The 20,726-nt window shown below is 55.2% G+C and carries 19 protein-coding genes and 1 pseudogene; 14 read left to right on the forward strand and 6 right to left on the reverse strand.

The window, feature by feature from the left end:
* Positions 1 to 12: 12 nt before the first annotated feature.
* Positions 13 to 933 (reverse strand): LysR family transcriptional regulator, encoded by a 921-nt coding sequence (locus RYB66_RS13465; RefSeq protein WP_003435176.1) that lies wholly within the window; start codon positions 931 to 933, stop codon positions 13 to 15.
* A gap of 128 nt (positions 934 to 1,061) precedes the next feature.
* Here RYB66_RS13465 and RYB66_RS13470 point away from each other — a divergent pair, with 128 nt between their 5' ends.
* The 4 genes from RYB66_RS13470 to RYB66_RS13485 all read left to right on the forward strand — a co-directional run bounded on the left by RYB66_RS13470 (position 1,062) and on the right by RYB66_RS13485 (position 5,319).
* Positions 1,062 to 2,207 (forward strand): metallophosphoesterase, encoded by a 1,146-nt coding sequence (locus RYB66_RS13470; RefSeq protein ID WP_003435177.1) that lies wholly within the window; start codon positions 1,062 to 1,064, stop codon positions 2,205 to 2,207.
* A 10-nt stretch (positions 2,208 to 2,217) separates the two neighbouring features.
* Entirely contained in the window at positions 2,218 to 3,075 is an 858-nt protein-coding gene (locus RYB66_RS13475) for an SDR family NAD(P)-dependent oxidoreductase (RefSeq protein WP_003435179.1), read from the forward strand.
* A gap of 207 nt (positions 3,076 to 3,282) precedes the next feature.
* Positions 3,283 to 4,428, forward strand: coding sequence for an MFS transporter (locus RYB66_RS13480; RefSeq protein WP_029240976.1), 1,146 nt, complete (start codon positions 3,283 to 3,285; stop codon positions 4,426 to 4,428).
* Positions 4,429 to 4,491: 63 nt separating this feature from the next.
* On the forward strand, positions 4,492 to 5,319 hold the full coding sequence (locus tag RYB66_RS13485) for an aldo/keto reductase (protein WP_003435183.1): 828 nt from the start codon (positions 4,492 to 4,494) through the stop codon (positions 5,317 to 5,319).
* A 47-nt stretch (positions 5,320 to 5,366) separates the two neighbouring features.
* On the opposite strand, the gene RYB66_RS13490 is transcribed toward RYB66_RS13485, so the two are convergent.
* The gene (locus RYB66_RS13490) at positions 5,367 to 6,362 is read right to left on the reverse strand and encodes an aldo/keto reductase (RefSeq protein WP_003435185.1); all 996 of its coding nucleotides are present in this window, start codon (positions 6,360 to 6,362) and stop codon (positions 5,367 to 5,369) included.
* A 197-nt stretch (positions 6,363 to 6,559) separates the two neighbouring features.
* Here RYB66_RS13490 and RYB66_RS13495 point away from each other — a divergent pair, with 197 nt between their 5' ends.
* The 3 genes from RYB66_RS13495 (at position 6,560) to RYB66_RS13505 (ending at position 9,088) form a co-directional block, all read left to right on the forward strand.
* On the forward strand, positions 6,560 to 7,456 hold the full coding sequence (locus RYB66_RS13495; RefSeq protein ID WP_316894603.1) for an NAD(P)-dependent oxidoreductase: 897 nt from the start codon (positions 6,560 to 6,562) through the stop codon (positions 7,454 to 7,456).
* Positions 7,457 to 7,525: 69 nt separating this feature from the next.
* Positions 7,526 to 8,248, forward strand: coding sequence for a haloacid dehalogenase type II (locus RYB66_RS13500; RefSeq protein ID WP_016981748.1), 723 nt, complete (start codon positions 7,526 to 7,528; stop codon positions 8,246 to 8,248).
* A gap of 18 nt (positions 8,249 to 8,266) precedes the next feature.
* Positions 8,267 to 9,088, forward strand: coding sequence for an SDR family NAD(P)-dependent oxidoreductase (locus RYB66_RS13505; protein ID WP_234942973.1), 822 nt, complete (start codon positions 8,267 to 8,269; stop codon positions 9,086 to 9,088).
* Between the two features lie 52 nt (positions 9,089 to 9,140).
* Here RYB66_RS13505 and RYB66_RS13510 read toward each other — a convergent pair whose 3' ends face one another.
* Positions 9,141 to 9,884 (reverse strand): SDR family oxidoreductase, encoded by a 744-nt coding sequence (locus tag RYB66_RS13510; protein ID WP_003435192.1) that lies wholly within the window; start codon positions 9,882 to 9,884, stop codon positions 9,141 to 9,143.
* A 163-nt stretch (positions 9,885 to 10,047) separates the two neighbouring features.
* Here RYB66_RS13510 and RYB66_RS13515 point away from each other — a divergent pair, with 163 nt between their 5' ends.
* The 3 genes and pseudogenes from RYB66_RS13515 to RYB66_RS13530 form a co-directional block, all read left to right on the forward strand.
* Positions 10,048 to 10,830, forward strand: coding sequence for an SDR family NAD(P)-dependent oxidoreductase (locus RYB66_RS13515; RefSeq protein ID WP_016981746.1), 783 nt, complete (start codon positions 10,048 to 10,050; stop codon positions 10,828 to 10,830).
* A gap of 102 nt (positions 10,831 to 10,932) precedes the next feature.
* Positions 10,933 to 11,814, forward strand: coding sequence for an alpha/beta hydrolase (locus RYB66_RS13520; protein WP_316894606.1), 882 nt, complete (start codon positions 10,933 to 10,935; stop codon positions 11,812 to 11,814).
* Between the two features lie 110 nt (positions 11,815 to 11,924).
* Positions 11,925 to 13,054 (forward strand): annotated as a pseudogene (locus tag RYB66_RS13530) (IS3 family transposase); the annotation flags it as partial.
* Between the two features lie 279 nt (positions 13,055 to 13,333).
* Here the strand turns inward: RYB66_RS13530 and RYB66_RS13535 are convergent.
* Positions 13,334 to 14,254, reverse strand: coding sequence for an ImmA/IrrE family metallo-endopeptidase (locus RYB66_RS13535; RefSeq protein WP_003435201.1), 921 nt, complete (start codon positions 14,252 to 14,254; stop codon positions 13,334 to 13,336).
* Positions 14,232 to 14,597, reverse strand: coding sequence for a helix-turn-helix domain-containing protein (locus tag RYB66_RS13540; protein WP_003435204.1), 366 nt, complete (start codon positions 14,595 to 14,597; stop codon positions 14,232 to 14,234). The genes RYB66_RS13535 and RYB66_RS13540 overlap by 23 nt, the downstream gene beginning before the upstream one ends.
* A gap of 207 nt (positions 14,598 to 14,804) precedes the next feature.
* On the opposite strand from RYB66_RS13540, the gene RYB66_RS13545 reads away from it, so the two are divergent.
* The 3 genes from RYB66_RS13545 to RYB66_RS13555 are packed head-to-tail and all read left to right on the forward strand — an operon-like array spanning position 14,805 to position 17,150.
* A complete protein-coding gene (locus RYB66_RS13545; protein ID WP_003435206.1) occupies positions 14,805 to 15,551 on the forward strand; it encodes a multiubiquitin domain-containing protein in 747 nt (248 codons plus the stop codon).
* The gene (locus RYB66_RS13550) at positions 15,526 to 16,716 is read left to right on the forward strand and encodes a ThiF family adenylyltransferase (protein ID WP_117139558.1); all 1,191 of its coding nucleotides are present in this window, start codon (positions 15,526 to 15,528) and stop codon (positions 16,714 to 16,716) included. Before RYB66_RS13545 ends, RYB66_RS13550 begins: the two co-directional genes overlap by 26 nt.
* Entirely contained in the window at positions 16,713 to 17,150 is a 438-nt protein-coding gene (locus tag RYB66_RS13555; RefSeq protein WP_003435209.1) for a DUF6527 family protein, read from the forward strand. The genes RYB66_RS13550 and RYB66_RS13555 overlap by 4 nt, the downstream gene beginning before the upstream one ends.
* 46 nt (positions 17,151 to 17,196) lie before the next feature.
* Here RYB66_RS13555 and RYB66_RS13560 read toward each other — a convergent pair whose 3' ends face one another.
* A complete protein-coding gene (locus RYB66_RS13560) occupies positions 17,197 to 19,578 on the reverse strand; it encodes a type I restriction enzyme HsdR N-terminal domain-containing protein (protein ID WP_016981741.1) in 2,382 nt (793 codons plus the stop codon).
* Between the two features lie 480 nt (positions 19,579 to 20,058).
* Between RYB66_RS13560 and RYB66_RS13565 the strand changes: the two genes are divergently transcribed.
* Positions 20,059 to 20,427 (forward strand): iron-containing alcohol dehydrogenase, encoded by a 369-nt coding sequence (locus RYB66_RS13565; protein WP_003435219.1) that lies wholly within the window; start codon positions 20,059 to 20,061, stop codon positions 20,425 to 20,427.
* Positions 20,428 to 20,726 lie beyond the last annotated feature (299 nt).

Consider the following 20,726-nt stretch of genomic DNA (forward strand, 5'->3'; position numbering starts at 1 on the left):
TGGCATGGACGACTAGGACGTGATTCCAAGTCTAAGGGTATCTATTAGCTCTCGAAGACCTGGTGGCATCTGACGACGCCCGGGGTAGTAGATGTGGAAAGCCGGTTCAATAGGGGCCCAATCGGGCAAAACTACCTGCAATTCTCCGCGATCCAGGTAGGAACGAACCCGCGCCTCCAGGCAATACGTGATACCGCAATGTGCGAGTGCCATCTCCACACCGAACGTGGTCTCGTTTGAGCAAAGCTGGCCCGGTACATCAATGGCTCTGTGGTCACCATCCTTTTCAAAATCCCATCGGTAGATGACGCCATTACCTGTGCGAATCTGAATGCAATTCTGGTCTTTGAGGTCTTCTGGAACCTCTATCCGAGGCCGTGTGTTCAGGTACTTTGGAGAAGCCACTGCAACCCAGCGAAGCGGGTCGCTTATCCGTACGGCGATGAAATCCTCCGGGATCGTGTCGCCAAACCTGACGCCCGCATCGAATCCCGCAGATACGATATCCACCATCTTGTCATCCACGGCAACCTCGACCGAGACATCAGGATAAGCCTCAAGAAAGCGAGGGAGGTATTCAGAGAGAAGAAGTCTGGCACCGTCACACAACACGTTCAGTCGCAGTCGACCAGATGGGCGATCACGATGGTTATCCAGCGCGGCCAGCGCGGCACTTATCTCGGTAAACCCAACGGTTAGCCGTTTGGCGAGAACGGCACCAGCGTCAGTAGGGGAAACGGTTCTGCTCGTGCGATTAAGCAACCTGACGCCGAGCCGCGCCTCCAGGTTTCGAACCGAGTGACTTAATGCAGACGTCGTTATCCCCAACTCCACAGCCGCCTGAGTGAAGCTCCTGAGCCGTTCTACTGCTAGGAAAGAATTCAAATCTGCGAGATCTGCTCGTGACAGTCGGCTGGTGGGAAGTACAGGCATGGGCGTATCCACTGTTGAGCAAAATTCAATGACTGATGCAATTCTGCTAATCAATCTTCGCTTTCGAATAGGTTACATTAATTTACCTCAACGATTGCAAGATAAATTGGCTTTGCGGGTGTCGTACTGTGTTCCACGTCTATCTCTCTGTTGCTTATCTCTATGTGCTGTGGCGCTTTGTCATGCCGTTGCCGATCAGCGCTGCCTGGCGGTTGTTGTTGGGTGCTGCGCTTCTGGCTATTTCCAAATATCACCTGATTCTCATCGGCGTTTTCGGGAACATGTTCTCGCCCGAGATGCCACGCGCTGCGGTGATTGCTGCAGGCTGGCTGTTTTGCGCTTTCGTCCTTCTCATGGTGTTGACGCTGCTGGCCGACGTGATCGGTGTTGCGTTCTCATTGGCGCGCAAGACAGCGTTGAACACGTTCTTCGGTGTTCGACTTAGGGGCGCCATTGCAGTATTGGCGTTGATGCTGTCGGCTATCGGCGTTCATGAAGCTATCCAGGTACCGGAGGTGCGCCGGCTAGAGGTTGAAGTCAAGGATCTACCCAAATCGATGGATGGCCTTAGAGTCGTTCAGCTGACAGACCTTCACATCAGCAAGCTTTTCCAAGCGGACTGGGTCGAGCAAGTCGTTGCTCGCACGAACGCTCTCAAGCCTGACGCGATTCTAATCACCGGGGATCTCATCGACGGCACCGTTGAAGCTCGACGCAGCGACGTTGCGCCATTGCGTAACCTGCGTGCTCCGCTTGGAGTGATCGCAATCCCCGGGAATCACGAGTACTACTTTGACTGCGACCGCTGGGGTGCTGAGTTTACGCGCTTGGGTCTCAAAGTACTTTTCAACGAGCACGTTCTGCTCCAACGGGGTGAGGGCAGCGTGGTTGTCGCAGGTGTAACGGATGAAGCAGCACCTTCGTTTGGTTTTCCCGGCCCGGATCTAAATCGAGCGCTGTCTGGTTCCCCTAAGGATGTCCCCACGATTCTTCTTAAGCACCGGCCAGTCGGCGCTGCTGCAGCTGCGGCAGCGGGTGTCAGTCTGCAGCTTTCCGGGCATACCCATGGGGGGATGATACTCGGCCTAGATCAGGTGGCTCGATACGCGAATCAGGGGTTCATCGCTGGAAAATATGACGTTGGAGGAATGACGTTGTACCTGAACAATGGGACGGCCTTATGGAACGGCTTTCCAATCCGACTAGGCGTTCCCGCCGAGATCACTGAGATCGTGCTGAGATCGAGCCCGTCGGATGCGACCACTGCCAACTAGGAGACCTACCATGAACCATCCAGCTATCAGGAAAGATGCCGTCGCAGTCATCACAGGTGCGGCCGTAGGGATTGGCTATGCCATCGCGTACCGAGCAGCGGCGGAGGGTATGAAGGTGGTTATCTTCGACCGTGACGAAAAGGCACTCAATACTGCGACCAGAATGCTCCTCAACGAGTTTCCAGGTCTCAAGCTGCTGGCAATTTCGGGAGATGTGACGTCAGAAGCGGATCTTCACAGTTTATACGAGCAGTCGTGTGAGTTCGGAGAGGTGTCTCTATTGGTCAACAACGCGGCGGTGATTCAAGGAGCAGGCCCTTGGAGCGGACTCGGTAAATGGCGAAAGCTTATGGACATCAATTTCTGGAGTGCGCTAACCCTACAGTCGCTTTTTGTGGAAACGATGTTTTCCCAGAGTGGCGCCGCCGCCATTGTCAATCTCGGTTCCAAGGAGGGTATCACTACGCCGCCAGGCAACGCGGCGTACTCAGTTTCTAAAGCGGCTATCAAGGTGTTGACTGAACAACTGGCTCATGAGCTGCGCGAGAAAGTAGGTGACCGAATTTCTGCTCATTTGTTGATCCCTGGGTACACCTTCACACCCATGAATTTTCCTGGAATGACCAACACTACTGAGAAGCCGGCGAGCCCTTGGACGCCCTCCCAGGTAGTGCAACGACTGTTCGACGGGATGGCGGCGGGGGACTTCTACATCTTCTGTGAGGATAACGAGTCTACTTGGGGGCTCGACCAGCGGCGGATGCAGTGGGCTGCCGACGACATGATTCAAAATCGGCCAGCGCTCTCGCGCTGGCATCAAGATTTTTCGGAAAAGTTCTCGGCCTACACCGCAGACGTAACCAAGTAATCCACTCTTGGTGTTGCGCCCTAGCGCGAATTCGCTCTTCGTTCCCACGAGGACTGATCACTAATCGACAACGAAAGAGGTGCCTGCCGTGTGGTTCACGATGCGCGGCAATATCAAATGACCAGCCAACTCTCCACTGACTCACTCGCTATTCCCTCTACGCCCAACCAAATCGATGCTCCTTACGGGGTGTGGGCGGCGATTCTGATGCTTGCGCTAGGTGGCCTATTTATCGGCACAGGCGAATTCGCATCAATGAGCCTGTTGCCTGGCCTGGCGTCAAGCACAGGTGTCTCTGTTCCCGTTGCCGGCGGTTACATCACGGCTTATGCCCTTGGAGTCGTAGTTGGCGCACCTCTGATCGCTATCTTGGCCGCTCGTTGGCACCGCAAGTCGTTGCTACTCGCACTCATGGCTATGTTCGTCATAGGGTATGGCGCCAGCGCTGTTGCCTGGAACCATGTCTCGCTGCTCATCGCACGCTGCCTGGCGGGGCTGCCGCACGGTGCCTATTACGGCGTGGCCTGCCTGGTTGCTGCCAGGCTCGTCGCAGAGAACCGTAAAGCCCAAGCCGCAGGTTACGTCATGGCGGGACTTGCTGCTGCAAACGTCATTGGCGTTCCTGCTGCCACATGGATAGGTCAGCTATTCGGTTGGCGAGGTGCTTTTGGGATGCTCGCAGTGGGAGGTGTACTGGCTGTGGCCCTGTTTTGGTTTTTCATTCCATCCGTCCCTCGTGATGACTCTGCGAGCCCGAAATCCGAATTGGATGGCCTAAGACGGCCGCAGCTTTGGATCACGCTTGCGGTAGCGTCAATTGGCTTCGGAGGAATGTTTGCCGTCTACAGCTACATCACTCCAACGCTCACCGAAGTGACGGGCTATAGCTCTGATCAGGTGCCAATGGTGCTGGCTGTCTGGGGAGTTGGAATGATCGTAGGCAACCTGGTAGGCGGATGGTTGGCCGACCGCGCTTTGGTGCCGGCAATTTTCTACATCATGATCTGGAACATGGTTTTTCTTGGTTTCTTTTCCCTGTTCACATCTTCGCCGGCAGGTACTGTGGTTGTGTTGTTCTTTGTCGGTTGCGGATTTGCTCTGGTGCCTGCGCTTCAAGTTAGGCTGATGAACGTCGCCGGCGAAGCCCAGACCTTGGCGGCTGCGCTTAACCACAGTGCATTCAACATCTCTAACGCTGTAGGTGCCACGCTTGGCGGATTGTCCATCGCGAGCGGATGGGGGTGGGCTTCCACCGGATGGGTTGGAGCTAGCCTGGCGCTATTGGGGATCATCTTCTTTGCCGTTTCCATCAAGGTTGAGAATCGTCAAAGCGCGGAGGGAGATGAGGTGTAACTCAAAGGTTGGATATGTGAACCTCATGCAAACGCATGATTTTTTGAAGTGGAGCGAATATTGATGAGTAATCCTCAACTCACGGTTCAGCTATGTGACGGCTGCACCATTCCTCAACTGGGCTTAGGTGTATGGCAAGCCAGTGATGCAGAGGCTGCATCTGCGGTGAAAATCGCGCTAGAAGAAGGCTATCGGCATATTGATACAGCAGCGATCTACGGGAACGAAGAGGGGGTTGGCCGGGGTATACGCGCATCTGGTGTATCTCGTGATCAGGTTTTTCTGACCACCAAGGTGTGGAACGATGCGCACGGATTCGACGCGGCCAAAAAAGCATTGGATGCAAGCCTGGCTCGACTCAACGTCGAATATGTGGATCTACTGCTGATCCATTGGCCTGTGCCTAGCAGAGACAAATTTGTTGAAACCTGGAGTGCGCTCATCGACTTGCAGCGTGCCGGCAAGGCCAAATCGATCGGCGTGTCGAATTTCAATAAGGATCACCTGCAAAAGCTGATAACGGAGAGTGGAGTGGTGCCGGTGCTCAACCAGATCGAGCTCCATCCATTCATGCAGCAGAAGGAAATCTGCAGCGTGCATCATGAACTGCAGGTTGCTACCCAAGCGTGGAGCCCGCTTGGCCAAGGTAGTGCGCTAACAAATCCAGTCGTGCTGGACATTGCTCGCAAGCATGACCGAACGGCTGCCCAAATCATCATCCGTTGGCATCTTGAGCTTGGGAATATTGTTATCCCTAAATCCATCACGCCTGCGCGAATCAAGGAGAACCTACACGTATTCGACTTCTCTCTGAATGCTTCGGATATGTCTGCCCTCGCCACGCTGGATAACCGCAAGCGACTAGGCCCGGATCCCAGCGCATTCGGCTAATTTGGTCAATGCCGAGCAGGGAGGCAGACCCTGCCCGGCCGGTCGGCTCAAGAAAAACCAGTTACTGCATGCGGCACATAGAGTTCTTCGAGACGCCGGATCTCCTCGGTAGAGAGGGCCAGATCAAGTGCGGCAATCGCATCATCTAGGTGGTGAGCTTTGGAGGCTCCCACAATGGGGGCTGACACTGTTGTCTTGCTTAGAACCCAGGCCAAGGCAACCTGAGCCATAGGCACTCCTTTTTCTTTGGCTATCTGCTCCACACGATCAATGATCCGCCCATCTTCAGCTTCGGTCGCATGGTAGAAAGACTGCCCAGAAACATCTGTCTGCGTGCGTGTTGTTTGCTGGCCCTTAGGACGTGTCAGCCTTCCGCGCGCCATCGGACTCCAAGGCATGAGTCCAACACCTTGATCCATGCACAGAGGGATCATCTCGCGCTCTTCTTCGCGATAGATCAGATTGAGATAATTCTGCATCGAGACAAAACGACTCCAGCCGTTTGTTACCGCCACCTGCTGCGCCTTTGCAAATTGCCAGGCATACATTGATGAGGCACCGATATAACGTGCTTTACCTGACTTAATCACGTCGTGAAGCGCTTCCATGGTTTCTTCAATGGGCGTGTGATAGTCCCAACGATGTATCTGGTACAGATCAACGTAGTCAGTGCCAAGTCGTGTCAGGCTCGCATCAATGCTCGCCATGATGGCTTTTCTAGAAAGCCCCTTTTCATTGGGCTTCGAGGAGCCCTCCCACATGTTGGCTGGGTAAAAGACCTTAGTGGCGATCACGGTTTCTTCTCGGCGGGTAAACTCTCTCAGCAGCTTACCTATGATCAGCTCAGAGGTTCCGGCGGAGTAGCTGTTCGCTGTATCGAAGAAGTTAATGCCTTGCTCGACCGCGTGTTTAACAATAGGACGACTGGCGTGCTCATCCAACGTCCATGGGTGTGTACCTGCATCAGGCTCACCAAACGTCATGCAACCAAGGCAAAGCGAGGATACGTCCAGTCCTGTCGAACCTAGCTTAACGAACTTCATGAGGCCTCCTACATTTCCGAGATCAGCAATGAATGCTCATCTCTACCCTGACAAGGTAACGTATCCAGGCGTCCGTGTTGTCCTCTCATCGTTGAGAAAATCTCAACCACGCGTTGATTGGAATGCAAGGCTCTTTCTGATACCTCCAAGGTCAGTTCATGAGTAGGCGAATTCGCCGTCATGAATCTGGAGAAATGATGTCTCAAGTAATCAAGCGCGTTGCAGTCACCGGAGGCCACGGCAAGGTTGGCAGAGTGTTAGTTCCGTACCTCAAAGAGCGGGGATATGAAGTATTCATTATCGACAAAGACGATCCACTTGATCCGGATGAGTTGATGATGAAAGCCGACCTGGAAGATTTTGGTCAAACGCTCGACGCGCTTTCATCCGTTGGTGAAGACGTTTATGCCCGCCCAGAACCGCAAGGGTTCGATGCAGTCGTGCACCTAGCGAGCATGCCGCATCCGCGCATGATTCCTGACAGCGTTGAGTTCCGGCTGAACATGGTCGCGACCTATAACGTGTTCGAATCATGCCGTCGCCTGGGCGTCAAGAATATTATCTGGGCTGCCAGCGAGGTTGGGACAGGCGTTCCTTATGACAAGACCGACGCCCCCTACGTACCAGTGGACGAAGACTACCCCATGCGAGGTTACAACGTGTATTCGCTTACCAAGGTGCTGGGAGAGGAAATGGCAAGGCAGTTCTGCCTCAACGATCCGACCCTGCGAATCACCTGCCTGCGCCTGTCAAACGTAATGAACCCTGAGGAATACGCGAAATTTGAAACCTGGCAGGATGACCCGACTGTCCGACTGTGGAATTTCTGGACGTACGTGGACAACAGGGATGTGGCGCAAGGCATCGAGTTAGCGTTGCACTATGACGTTCGCGGCAAGGACGAGTTCTTCATCACCAATGATGAGACGGTCATGCGTACTCCGAGCAGCGAGCTGCTTGATCGCCACTACCCGAATATCGAGCGTCGAAAGCAGATCACCGGAAACGAAGTTCTGCTCTCGAATGACAAAGCCAAGCGAGTGCTCGGGTTCAAACCTATGTACTCCTGGGTCAGCGAGGTTTCTAAACCATAATTTGTGGCTGACCGCTCCTCCCACTCAGGAGGAGCGGTCTGAATCCTGCAGCGAACCATGAGAGTCGATATGAGCAAGCTAGACGATATAGGTTTTCTTGGATTCGATGTCTTCGGCACGGTTGTGGACTGGCGCTCAGGTGTTGCCAGGGCAGCTGAGCCTTTCCTTCGCCGCCACCAAATAGACATCGACCCATTGGAGTTCGCTGATCAATGGCGCTCCCTTTACCAGCCTTCGATGGATCGTGTCAGGAGCGGCGAGCGTCCTTTTGTAACCCTGGACGTTCTCAACAGGGAGAATCTGGAAACCGTTCTCTCAAAGCATAGCGTCGATTACGGCAGGATTGCTGAAGCGGAGCTAGCCCAGCTTAACAAAGCATGGGAGCAGCTCGATCCGTGGCCTGACTCGGTAGCGGGCCTGGGCCGGCTCAAACGCAAGTACTCAATAGGGCCGCTTTCCAATGGGCATATTGCCGGAATGCTCAACTTATCCAGGTTCGCCCAGTTACCTTGGGACGTCATCGTCGGTGCGGAGGTCGCTCATTCGTACAAGCCACAGCCCCAGACTTATCTTAAATCGGCGCAGACAGTGGGTCTCCCACCAGAGCGGGTAGGGATGGTTGCAGCTCACAACTCGGATCTAGCTGCCGCTCGCGCTAGTGGATTGAAAACCATATTCGTGCGCCGCCCGACCGAACACGGCCCTGATCAAGCGTCGGATTTAACGGCCGAGCAAGACTGGGACGTCGTAGCTGAATCCATGACCGAAGCCGCAGACGCGCTGGGCTGCTGACTTAGCAGCTGGAGAATTATGATGAGTGAACAAAGACCGCTTGCTTTAGTAACGGGTGCATCCAGTGGGATTGGCTATGAGCTAGCAAGGCTTTTCGCGGCCGACGGCTACGATCTTGTGATTACTGCCACGGGCGCAAATGATGGACTGCAACGCACGGCTGAAGCCGTCGCAGCCACGGGGGCGGCAGTCACAATCATCAACGCTGATCTGACCCAACCTGAAGACGTTGATCATTTAGTTCGCGCTATCCATGCACTGGAGCGATCTCTCGACGCCGCTGCGTTGAACGCAGGCCTAGGGCTGGGCGGATTCTTCCTAGGCGGTACAGCCCTTGAAGATGAGATGAGACTGATTCAGCTCAACACCGCTTCCCAAGTCCATCTCACCAAGTTGTTGCTGCCGGACATGGTCGCGAGGGGCCAAGGACGCTTGCTATACACGGCCTCGATTTCTGGAACGATGCCCACGCCGTATGAGGCGGTTTATGGCGCTACGAAGGCATTTCTAATTTCTTTCGTGGAAGCAGTAAAGACTGAGGTCAAGGACAGCGGTGTCAGTTTTACACTGCTATTGCCAGGGGAGGTCGACACGAATTTCTGGCATCGAGCGGGCATGGACACTACGACATTGGGGCTCGGCCCAAAGGCCGCTCCGACGAAGGTCGCTCAGGAGGGTTATGAGGCTATGAAAGCCGGGAAAGATCGGGTGGTAGCGGGTAAGCCGGACAGTAAGCTCATTGGCAATGTGATCAACAAGATCCTCCCCGACTCCACGACAGCAAGTTTGCATGCGAAGGGCGCTCGGCCTTGTTCCGGCCTCAAAGATGCGGACGAGTGATTAGATTTTTTAGTACATGGAATGGCGGCCCAAGAAGGCCGCCATTTTGCTGTTACCAGTCCTGCTTAGTTGGGTGAATTACGATGTCGTTGATGGTGAGATTGGTGGGTTGGTCAAGCGCATAGGCGACTGCATCAGCCACCTGCTCAGGAGTGATCGCAATCTCGTTCAGCGCTTTCGCAGCCTCTCTGCCTTTGGCATCACTCACCTTGTCAGCCCAGCCAGTATCGATAACGCCTGGACTGATCATGGAAACTTGAACCCCGCTGTCCACGCCAACTTCTTTTCGCAGGCTCTCTGTGATGCCACGGATGAAAAACTTCGTTGCACTGTACACGCCGCTTGAACCACCGACGTGAAGGCCTGCGACCGATGACATGTTTAAAATCTTGCCATGACCTTGTTCCAGCATTTGGGGAAGCGCTGCCGCGATAGCGTAGAGATAGCCCTTGATGTTGGTGTCGATCATCTTTTCCCAGTCATCGACTACGACGTCTTTCCAGTCGGAAAAAAGCATCAACCCGGCGTTGTTGACGAGACTGTCGATACGACCATACTGCTTAATCGCAAACTCGACCAGGCCTACCAGGCTCGTTTTGTCGGTGACGTTTGTGACGTAGTAGGACGCCTCACCCCCCGCATTTCTGATTTCGGCAACCAAAGCCTTCAATTTTTCCTCATTGCGTGCGGCAAGAACCACTTTGCCGCCGAGGCTGGCCAATTTAATCGCAGAGGCCGCGCCAATACCTGATGACGCACCAGTGATGACGATGACAGTATTTTTCACATTCGACATTACTCGCACCTTTCCTATTTAGTAACGGTAAGGGCTCTGACTGTTCTTTCACCTGGATGACCTTGCGCTAAACCCAATGCTACGTTGAATGCAATTCACGGATCATGGCGTCGTCATGGCGTTCAGAGATTGGGTCACGCTAATTTCATTCGAGGAGACAGACATGACAGCTACACGCCCACTGGCACTGGTCACTGGAGGTTCATCAGGTATCGGCTTGGAGCTTGCCAAGCAATTCGCTCAGAACGGTTACGATCTGGTCATCTCTGGATCCAGTGACAAAGTTCACTCGTCGGCGGATGAGCTGAAAGCGCTCGGAGTTGAGTGTTTCCCTCATCAGGCCGACGCGGCTACCTACGAGGGCGTTCAGGGGCTGTGGGACTTTGTGGTTTCGTTGGGCCGACCGCTTGAAGCAGCGGCTTTGAACGTAGGTATCGGTCAAGGTGGGGCCTTCGTGGACAACGATCTTGAAGATGACTTCAAACTGATCGCTATCAACATCACAGGCACCGTGCATATGGCTAAGCGCGTGGTTAAACATATGGTCGATAACGGCCATGGACGTATCCTGGTCACGTCGTCGATTTCAGCGACTCAACCGACTCCTTACGAAACCGTGTATGGCCCATCGAAGGCCTTTGGTTTTTCTTTCGCAGAGTCGCTCCGTGAAGAGCTTCGCGATACCGGGGTCACCGTCACAGCACTCTTGCCAGGGGCTACCGATAGCGATTTTCACAAGAATGCCGGTATGAGCAACAGCAAGATTGGCGAGTCAAAGAAGAACGATAAGACCGAGGTTGCTCGTCAAGGGTTTGAAGCACTTATGAATGACGTAGACCATGTCGTCGGTGGTGATGAAGCCACCAAGCGCAAAGCGATCGAAAATCGTACGACCCCTGAGGTGGTTAAAGCTCACAATCACGCCAAAAATGCGCGCCTCAACTGACATTGTTTTCGGCATGAGGCTCAGCTCTAAGCTGAGCTTCAGCTCGACTCGATAAACAGCACCTTCTTGCCCGGAGGTGGCTACTTGGCTAAAGAGGACACGATGGACAGTTCAGAAATGAATAGCATGCAGTGGGCGTCCGTGGACGTTGGCAACGGCGTGAGGCTTCGTTACGCGGTAGGGGGTACTGGCCCTAAAAATATACTGCTGATCCATGGTTACCCGGAGACGGCGATCGCTTGGCGTCGCATCGTAGGGCCACTTATGGAAAGCGGTTACAGAGTTATAGCCCCGGATTTCAGAGGTGCTGGCGGTTCGACTCGCCCAGCAGATGGATATGACAAGGCTCAGATGGCCCGCGACTGTTTTGCAGTGCTACAGGATGCCGAGATCAAGGCTCCCACTTTCGTAGTCGGTCACGATATCGGCATGATGGTTGCTTACGCATTCGCCCGGCAGTTCCCGGGCTCCACGAAGGCGTTAGCGGTCTTAGACGCACCATTACCCGGTACCGAAGTGTTCGACCATGTTTTGCTTGATGATAAGCGCGTCTGGCATTTCCATTTCCACCAGGCTCCGGATATCCCAGAAGCTTTGACCGCTGGCAAGGAGGCTTTTTATCTTGAGCATTTTTGGCACGATCTTGCGTACGATGCCGGCGCTATCGACCTGGCCACGAAGCAGCGCTATCTAGAGAGCTTCAGCGGGCCGGGTGGCATGCGAGCTGGTTTTCAGCTGTATAGAGCTTTTGCTCAGGACGCGGCGTTTAACCGAACTCAGCTTGCGGAGCACGGCAAAACTGCCGTGCCCGTTCTTGCGGTTGCAGGAGAGTCGAGCGCCTTTGCGCCAGTCATGGAAAGGATGATGAAGGAGGTGGCGAAGAGTGTGAAATTCTTATGCCTTGCACAGGCGGGGCATTGGCTCGCAGAAGAAAACCCAGCGGGTCTGGTCGAGGCCTTGCTGAATTTTGACCGTGCTAACTAAATCATTACAAGGTCTTGATCTCACACCAAAGCATCGTAGATGGATGTGGTCTGTCCCGGGCTGAGTGGGCACTGACTTAAGGTGGATAATGCCCACCGCAAGGAGTGTTCATGACCCAGACCAGACGACGTTTTCCAGAATCCTTCAAACGCGAAGCGGTCGACCAGGTGCTTGCCGGCATGACGCTTCGTCATGTCGCCGAGACGCTCGGCATCGCTGAAAGCCTGTTGGGCAAATGGAAGCGCCAGTCTGAGCAGCAAGGTGACGATGCATTTCCGGGCAATGGCAAGCAGCGGGGCGAGAGCGCGGAGCTAAGTCGCCTACGCCAGCAACTGGCTCAGGTCACCATGGAGCGCGATGTTTTAAAAAAGGCGCTCGCCATCTTCTCGCAGCCCACGAAGTGAAGTTCCGCGCCATTGAGGCGTTGGCCGGTCGCTATCCCGTAGCGCCAATGTGCCGGCTGCTGCAGGTATCGCGCAGCGGTTTCTATGCCTGGCAGCAGCGGCCTCCATCGGCGAGAGAGATGGCGAATCGGCGTCTGAGCAAGGAGATCCGCACCATCCACCACGAGGTGAATGGGATCTATGGCCATCGCCGAATCAAGGCCGAGTTGGCGGCCACGGGGCATGTGTGTGGTCGACACCGGGTTGCTCGACTGATGCGCGAAGCCGGTCTGCGCGTTCGCTCGCGCAAGCGTTGGCGGCTGGTTTCCAGCAGTCGCCATGCTCTGCCGGTTGCCCCGAACCACCTGGATCGCCAGTTCGTCTCGGATCAAGCTAATCGGCACTGGGTCTCGGACATGACCTACGTGCGGACGGCCCAAGGCTGGCTGTATCTGGCCGTCGTGCTCGATCTCTATTCACGCGCTGTCGTCGGTTGGGCGATGCACCATCGGATGCAGCAGGCTCTGGTGCATGCTGCTCTGGAGATGGCCGTTGCACGCCGACAGCCGAAAGAACAAGTGCTGCTGCACTCCGATCGTGGCAGCCAATACTGCGCCTACGACTACCAGGCCTTGCTTCGGCGACATCGAATCGTGCCCAGCCATTCACGTCCGGGGAACTGCTGGGACAACGCCGCGATGGAGAGCTTCTTTCGTTCGCTGAAGGCCGAGCGGGTGTATCTGACTCGCTATGCTAGCTACCAGGAGGCGAAAACCGACCTGTTCGACTACATCCGCTTTTACAATCACCGCCGCCGCCACTCGACGCTGGGCTATCTCAGTCCCATGGAGTTCGAGCGGCGAAATGCGAGCAGTAGCCATTGCTCAGGCGTCGCCGAGCTTGGTAGTACGCCCGATGTTACGACCTCTGCAGTTAAGAGGCGAGTGGCCAGCACAAGCCTCCCCAATTGCTGGCTGTCAGATGAGTGACTTTTCGCTCGACGACGCTGCTTACTGGATGCTAGATAGTTTGAGGGCTCGTGTATGCGAGATTCCGACGCCACCAGTACGGGGCGATCAAAAGAGGTAATTCAGTCAAGCCCTTTGCGCAGCAAATAACGCCCGCGTTTGGCGCTTCTACTTCGGGAGTAGAAAGTCAAAGGTAGCAGCGGGGCGGAGAGGGAATACGAGCAAGAACACATTATGTTTGGTGTCAAATGCCTCCCCCAAGCATTCATACAGCGTGCCATTGAGGTCTTTGATATACACCCTGGCGTCGATCACCATTCGCCGCCCATGCTTAGGAAGCAAGCGGCCAAGCGTATGACTGAGCGTGATGAAGCTATCATCCGGTCGACCAAATTTCTGTACGTAAGCAGGTGAGAGCTCAATCCGTCGTACCAAGGCGATCAGCTCATGGTCTTCATGGATCTGAATGGGTTCGAGCACAAAGAGTGCGCACGCCTGGTCATGAGTGCGAACGAACTCCCGACACGACGCGTAAATCGACGCACCGTACTGCTTGGCGAGAGCCATCGGAGTCTTGATCGCATTTGCCATGTCCAGGGCATGCTGTTTGTAGCTGTCCCCTTGGAACAAAGCGAATCGAGCGAAATTGTTCGCCTCACGCTCGAAGAGATCGGCGATCGAGGGGGCCAGTGTCTGCTCACAATCCTGAAAAAATTTGAACATCTGGCGGTGGCTCGGGAGCCGATGATGACCGGTTTCATGGAGCTTGAGGAAGGTCTGCTTAGATTCGGTGACAGTGGGATCGATGTGGATGAATTGCTCATCCGCGTCATATACACCTAGCACCTTCGACAAGGCTGATTTCAGGCGATGCCCGGCGGCGGCCGTCTTTTGGGCCACGTAGGCCAGAAAGGTTTCGACATCGTGGATGGCGATAGGGGCGACCCGCAGCTTGGCGGCATCAAGGATGTCGGGGACGGGGGTTGGGAACCGTCCCCATGCATTTGCTTCATCGAGCAGTTTCTTGGCTTTGGCTTCTACAGCAAAAAGCTCATGTTCCTGCAGGCTACTGTCGTCCGGCTTGGCCATCCTTACGTCGACTCCTGATGAACTGCAAAAACTCCAAAAGCTCACCTTCCTCATCTTGAGTGAGGTTGTGCTCAGCAAATGTTGCAACTCGGCCGTGACGCTGCGAATCCTCCCGTTCGGCGGGGAGGTAGTTAGCGAGCTGCATGAGATATATGTAATCGATCCCATACAACTCAGCCAGTGTGTGGAGCACATTAGGGCTGGGCTGCGTAACCTTGCCGGTTTCTAGCTGGCTCAGGTAGGCATTGGATACTTCCTTGCCGCTCTGCTCCTCAACCTGCCTCAGGGATAGCTGCCTATCCCGGCGAATCGAAGCCAGGTACTGTGCAAGTGTTGGTTTCACATGTGCCTCTGTTGTTACTGATCTTCAGAAAATATCGGCAATCAGCCGCGATCTGACAACCTGCCAGTACGGTGATGTTTGATGCAGTGTAGCGCTCTGCTACTCAAGCACAAACCATTTTCTCGCGAGTGCTTGATATATCAAGCGTGCTTTGCTAGCCTAACAAACGTAGCGGTTAACTGCCCCAGCGGGGCTAGGAGTTCCATCATGGCTTCTGGTTTTGCGTTAGACGTTGTGGATTTGGCGGCCGTAATCGCCAAAGGTGAACAGCCGCCCGAGCAGGGCCCTTATCGGATTTTGGTGGGCAATGAAGCGCTGTGCTTCACCTCGGTCGTGATCGATGACCCCATCGTGACCGGCGGCCAGATCCTCGAAAGCATCGAGGTTCGCCCTGCGCCGGGCATCATGGTCTTCCAAGTGCTTTCGACGGGGCGCCTGGAAGAGATCGATACCAACGAGCGGGTTGATCTGCGCCATGCTGGGGTGGAGCGCTTCCTGGTGTTCTTAGGCGATAGCTCGTACCGGATCGTGTTGAACGACCAAGTACTCACCTGGGGTGGTCGCCAGATCAACGGAGCAACTCTTAAGGCCCTGGCCGGTGCTCCCCAGGATCACGATGTTTGGGAAATTGTGCCTGGCGGGCGCGACATCCTGGTTGGCGACAAGGACTACATCGACCTGACCAAGCCCGGCGTTGAGCACTTCGTGGTTAAGCCTTTTGAGGCAACCATCATCATGAACGCCAAGCCTCGCGTGGTGCACACCCGCTTCCTGACCTATCAGCAACTGGTCGAGCTGGCGTTCCCTGGTAGCCAGCATCCTCCGCAGACGGTTTACACGATCGACTATGACCATGGCCCTCACGACCACCCGGAAGGTTCGGTAGTGGACGGTCAACAAATTCGTGTCAAAGAGGGGATGGAATTCTATGTCTCGGTCAGTGATAAGTCTTAACCCCACGCTCCTCGATCTCCGCAACCAGGGGTTTGAACTGGAAGTGCGCGAAGGGCATTTGGTCGTGCACTCCATCCCCTACCTCAACGCGCAAGGAGAGGTGAAGCTCGGTACATTCTGCTGCCCGCTTGATCTGGTTAGCCCTGAGGTGGTGGCTGCCCCAGCCACCCACGTCATTCACTTTATTGGTGAGTACCCCCACAAGCACAACGGCGAAAAGATTGCCGCAATCGAGTATCAAGCGGGGCCGCTCCCGTTGACGCAGACGCTGACGGCGAATTTTGCATTCTCGAACAAGCCACAAGGTACCAATGGGTTTACCAGCTTCTACGACAAGGTGTGGCACTACACCCGGATCCTCTGGAATGAGGCGCGGGCTGCTGCCGCCGACGTGACACCGTTGACGTACAAAGTGGTGGAGGCGGAATCGCCTGACTCCGCCTTCCAGTACGAGGACACGGCCTCAGCACGCTATGGCACCACTGCGCTGAATGGGATTTTCACCTCGCAGCGCATCGCCATTGTTGGCTTGGGCGGTACTGGTGCTTACGTACTGGACGCGGTGGCAAAGACGCCAGTGGCTGAGATTCACCTGTACGACTTGGACAAACTTCAGCAGCACAACGCCTTTCGTGCCCCGGGTGCAGTGAGCCGAGAAGCGTTGGATGCTCAGTACACGAAGGTGGACTATTTCGGGCAGCTGTACTCAGCCTTCCGTAAGCACATCGTGCCGCACTGCATAAACGTGACGGAGGTTAACGTTGATGAGCTGAGGGACTTCGACTACGTCTTCCTGTGTGTGGATAAAGGCGATGTGCGCAGGCTGATTTATGACCGTCTGGCCGACTCCAAGGTTGTGATCATCGATACAGGGATCGACGTGATTCGCACCGAAGATAACCAGTTGATTGGCACTGCCAGGGTTACGATGAGCCTTCCAGGCCAGCGTGATCATGTGTTTGAGCGGATCTCTATGGCTGATGGCAACCGCGAGGCTCTCTATAAGGCTGCTGTTCAGATCGCAGAGCTGAACGCGATCAACGCTCAGCTTGCTGTGCTCAGGTGGAAGCGGCACTGCGGGTTCTATTACGACAGCGCGCGCGAGCTGAATGCGACACTCACCACCGCCAGCAACAAGGTGGTCAATTCCGAGCAGTTGCCATGAAGCTACGGAACGCATTTGTCGAGTTCATTCCGGACGAGCTCGAAGCCGGGGTGCTGTACGTTTCCATGAAGTACCGCACCACCACTCATTTGTGTCCCTGCGGGTGTGGCAACGAAGTACCGTTGCCCATTTCCAAGACTCAGTGGAAGCTCACATACAACGGAGAGGTGTCGCTGGATCCTTCAGTAGGCAATTGGAGCTTCCCTTGCCGCTCCCATTACTTCATCCGCAACGGATCGGTGCTCTGGGCTGGAGATATGTCCGACGCTGCGATCAAAAGGGGAAAGGTGCATGCTGATGAACAGCGAAAGAGCTACTACGAGGATCGCTCTGGTTCTGTATCTGTTCAGCCTGAACCTATCGAACAAATTGCGCCCGAGGTAGAAGGAATCTGGTTGCGTCTCAAACGCTGGTTCAATGGCATAAATCACTAGTGACGGCTAGGTGAGCGCTAGCCGTGATCCTTGAGAGCTTGAGCGTTTAGGCGCTGCACGAATCAGCTTCAGCATGTTCAGATGAAATGAAGGTTTTCCAGTACTTGTCGAGTCGGTGATCGGCTGCGTGGGCAGCTGCTCGGACACGTGGGTTCCCATCATTTTTCAGAAGATTGCAAAGCATTACCAGGCGCCACGCGAGGTGACGTTTGTCTTCCTGCAGCGCGTGGGTCACCAATAGTTCGAACTCGTCGGGACGATGTGATGCACAGATGAACAATGCCTGCATGAGTGGCTCGACGATGCCGCTATTGCCGCAGAGCACGGAGCCCACGCCGGGGATGTCGTGCTTGTGCAGGCCAAGCATGTCTCTGAGGTTGTAAGGGGCCGGCTTGAAAATCAGATCTTCACAATTGCCTAGAGCAGCGAAGATCAGGAGATTGACGGATGTGCCTCCATCCCCTCTGTCCATGAGTTTCATCGCCAGGTGGCTCAGAATCAGCCAAGGCTGAGTATCCCCAGGAACGCGCCCGCCCATCCCTTCACCGAGTTTGATGCGCGCCCCTTTGATATCCTTCGCAAGCACTTCGAGCACGGCTCCCTCCGCCAGGAAGGTTGGCTCAGGCTCGCAGCCTATTAGAGAGTCAACGATCTGGTATAGGTGTGCACCGTTCTCGATTCGCGAGATGGCAGCTGCTGCGCAGATATCTCCATCAGGCACAAAATGTGACTGCTGCAGTATGCGGTGCAGGGTGGAATCTACACCAGCTTCATCAACTTGCTTATTAAGATCCGCCGTCCACTGGAGGGAGATGTAATGTGCCAGCTGTTCAGGAAAACGAATGACCAACCTTGGGCCCATCGTTCGTGTGTCAATCCAATGGATCATACCGCTTGCGCGTAGGCGCTCGATTCGTGAATCCCCCAGTGATTGCTCCATCACATCGGGATCGATCGAAGGTACACCATAGGTTTCGATGATCCTCTGGAGGTCTCGTCCGTTATCCGCCACATCGGCCAGATAGGCTGCAGCGAGCTTAGAGAGATCATGTTTCAATTGCGGATCCGCTCCGATGAGGTTGCTCGCCCATTCCAGCATCCGGAGACCGGGAATTGGTGGGATTACGAGTCGGGTTTCAAACTTTGAGCCGTTAGGCCCTGACTTCCTTTCCGGCGCGTGGTTGGGCAGTAGAGTTGCAATGAGACGGAGCAGGCGTGGGCGGCGCAGTTCCGGAATCAGCTCCGCCCCACGTATGAAATGAGCCTGCTTGAGGTTGATAAAAATCTGACAGGCCTCTCTGAATTCTTCGTTTGACAGATCCATGAGCTCGACCGGTTTAGCCAGGCGACCGAGCTTCGTTTCTTCGATGCGGCCAGCCAATGTACGAAGTGCGTCGAATGTACTGCTGTCAGTTCCGAGAACGAGTTGTAGGTGCTTCAACTCTGCAAGGTGTAGCAGCTCCTCAAGCTCACCGGCCGGGATGCCGTCCACCACGAGGATGAGTCCAGCCAGGGGCTGTCCAGTTAACAGCCATTGCCTGACGTCATCCCGGGACACCCCGATAGAAAGCTCCCGGGTCAGACGGGACGAAAGAAACTGGAGAACATCCCCCGAGCTTCGGCGGTCGAGGTAGAGGACAGGGCCTTTCTGGAGTTTCTCAACCAACTGGATCAATGTGCCAGTGATGCCAGATAGCGGAGCGCCATGCAAGATGACAACTTCCGCTCCCTTTTCCACGTGTTCGCAGACTTGGCCGACAGCTTCTCGTGGGATATGGAAGCCTTCGGCAATCGCTCGGTGCAATTCGGAGACGGTGCCCGTTCGACTGCTAATTTCCTCGGCATTCCATTTTTTGACAATGGCTGCCCAGACTCTGGAATCGCGCCCCAGCAGAGTACGTATTGCGCTCTCGGTCGAGCTGCTAGCCAACTTCGATGCCGCCGACAGAATCTCCGCCAAACCTGCAGCATCAGCTTTGTCGTTTGAGACGAGTGTTCCATCGTAGGTCAGCACAAGCCGGGTCGACGCTTGATTGCCGTTCGTGACCAGTACAAGTGGCACCATGGGCTGGTGGATCCGAGCGTAGGAGAGCCCTTGGTCGACGTCTTCATCAGTGATATCCACAGACGGAGCTTTGAGCTCAGCGAGCAACAGCGGTTTATCATCGAGAAACACGACAACGTCCGACCGCCCCCTGAAGAAATCTTTAGTTTTTCCGCTACCATCGATTGCGATCTGATGGTGACCAAGCTGCAATTTCAAATAGCGCTCGGCACGGATGTTAGCCGGCAGCAGGGGAAGGGCTTCACGCAAGCGTGCGATGATCGCAGCCTGGAAGTCAGCTTCGTTTACCGATGGGCTCGCCCCGGAATGGCTGGCAGGTTGCGCCTTCGTCTTAGGAGCGCGTTTCTTTTTCGAGGCGGCCATATCGTCCTTGGAATGAGATCTGAGGGGCGCATAGCGTACCCCATACGGTCTAAGTGGTGATCATCTGAAGAACTACAGCTCCTAGCCGACCTCGCCTAATTTCGGAGCGAAGCGCATCAGGGGGATAAGCGCCAAGGCTGCGAATCCGAACAACATATACGTTGCCGCCGACAGGCCTACGAGATTCCCTAATGTACCTCCTAGCAGGACGCCGGCCATCGAGGAGAGGTACGTCACTGCAGCGTACTTTGAGGACAAAGCAGCTTGTTCGGCCGGAGTCGCATGTCTGACACACGCCAGCAGGCACAGTCGATAGGCCATCCCGAACCCTAACCCGATCATGTCGCTGCTGGCAGAAAAGGGTATTCGCGCCATGGCCCAAGGGCTTCGCGCGCTCAAGCATGACTCCGCCAGCACCGAGGCTCGCAACGCTTGCCTGTACGGCGCCTGGTTGTGCGGCACAGTGCTCGGAAACGTGGCATGGCGCTTCACCACAAGCTCTGCCACACCTTGGGCGTTACGTTCAATCTGCCACACGCCGAGACACATACCATCGTGCTGCCGGATGCCATTGCCTACAACGAAGACCATGCCAAGGCCCAGACCGCCCGTATCAGCTTTGCCCTGGGCGTTGAAGGCACTGTACCAGGCGCCGCGCTGGCGCTGTATGACCTGGCCGTAGAACTCGGTGCGCCGACGGCATTGGAATCGCTGGGAGTGGGCGAGGGCGACATGCAGCGGGCGGCAGATATTGCCCTCCAAAACCCGTACTGGAATCCCGCGCCGATCGAGCATGACGCAATCCTCAAGCTGCTGTCGAACGCACTGCAAGGCAACAGGCCTGCCTAAACACGTTGCTCGCCATCACTGCCAATTCGGTAATGTGCGGGTACTTGGCAGATGTGATGTAGCACCTTTGGTGCCGTTAGCTTCCTCCGCTTTCGGCATCTTTTTTGCCCCTGATTAGTCTGATGATCGCGACACCTATCGGGTGTGTCACGCAGGCTAACAGCGCTGATTCCGCACCAGCTGTCAGCGTCCAGAAAAATCCCTTCAGACTGCGTCATCTGATGTCGGACTAGGCCAAGGTCGGTCTATGACTCTGCGCTGTCTGCCGCTACTCTGTGCACCTCAAATTCAGGGCGCGA

This window comes from Pseudomonas syringae group sp. 243L2, from assembly GCF_032587875.1.
GTDB lineage: Bacteria > Pseudomonadota > Gammaproteobacteria > Pseudomonadales > Pseudomonadaceae > Aquipseudomonas > Aquipseudomonas amygdali.

Coding starts and splice junctions, on each gene's coding strand:
- RYB66_RS13465 (WP_003435176.1), bottom strand. CDS start 933: ATGCCTGTACTTCCCACCAGCCGACTGTCACGAGCAGATCTCGCAGAT.
- RYB66_RS13475 (WP_003435179.1), top strand. CDS start 2,218: ATGAACCATCCAGCTATCAGGAAAGATGCCGTCGCAGTCATCACAGGT.
- RYB66_RS13480 (WP_029240976.1), top strand. CDS start 3,283: ATGCTTGCGCTAGGTGGCCTATTTATCGGCACAGGCGAATTCGCATCA.
- RYB66_RS13485 (WP_003435183.1), top strand. CDS start 4,492: ATGAGTAATCCTCAACTCACGGTTCAGCTATGTGACGGCTGCACCATT.
- RYB66_RS13490 (WP_003435185.1), bottom strand. CDS start 6,362: ATGAAGTTCGTTAAGCTAGGTTCGACAGGACTGGACGTATCCTCGCTT.
- RYB66_RS13495 (WP_316894603.1), top strand. CDS start 6,560: ATGTCTCAAGTAATCAAGCGCGTTGCAGTCACCGGAGGCCACGGCAAG.
- RYB66_RS13500 (WP_016981748.1), top strand. CDS start 7,526: ATGAGCAAGCTAGACGATATAGGTTTTCTTGGATTCGATGTCTTCGGC.
- RYB66_RS13505 (WP_234942973.1), top strand. CDS start 8,267: ATGATGAGTGAACAAAGACCGCTTGCTTTAGTAACGGGTGCATCCAGT.
- RYB66_RS13510 (WP_003435192.1), bottom strand. CDS start 9,884: ATGTCGAATGTGAAAAATACTGTCATCGTCATCACTGGTGCGTCATCA.
- RYB66_RS13515 (WP_016981746.1), top strand. CDS start 10,048: ATGACAGCTACACGCCCACTGGCACTGGTCACTGGAGGTTCATCAGGT.
- RYB66_RS13520 (WP_316894606.1), top strand. CDS start 10,933: ATGGACAGTTCAGAAATGAATAGCATGCAGTGGGCGTCCGTGGACGTT.
- RYB66_RS13535 (WP_003435201.1), bottom strand. CDS start 14,254: ATGGCCAAGCCGGACGACAGTAGCCTGCAGGAACATGAGCTTTTTGCT.
- RYB66_RS13545 (WP_003435206.1), top strand. CDS start 14,805: ATGGCTTCTGGTTTTGCGTTAGACGTTGTGGATTTGGCGGCCGTAATC.
- RYB66_RS13550 (WP_117139558.1), top strand. CDS start 15,526: ATGTCTCGGTCAGTGATAAGTCTTAACCCCACGCTCCTCGATCTCCGC.
- RYB66_RS13555 (WP_003435209.1), top strand. CDS start 16,713: ATGAAGCTACGGAACGCATTTGTCGAGTTCATTCCGGACGAGCTCGAA.
- RYB66_RS13560 (WP_016981741.1), bottom strand. CDS start 19,578: ATGGCCGCCTCGAAAAAGAAACGCGCTCCTAAGACGAAGGCGCAACCT.
- RYB66_RS13565 (WP_003435219.1), top strand. CDS start 20,059: ATGGCGCTTCACCACAAGCTCTGCCACACCTTGGGCGTTACGTTCAAT.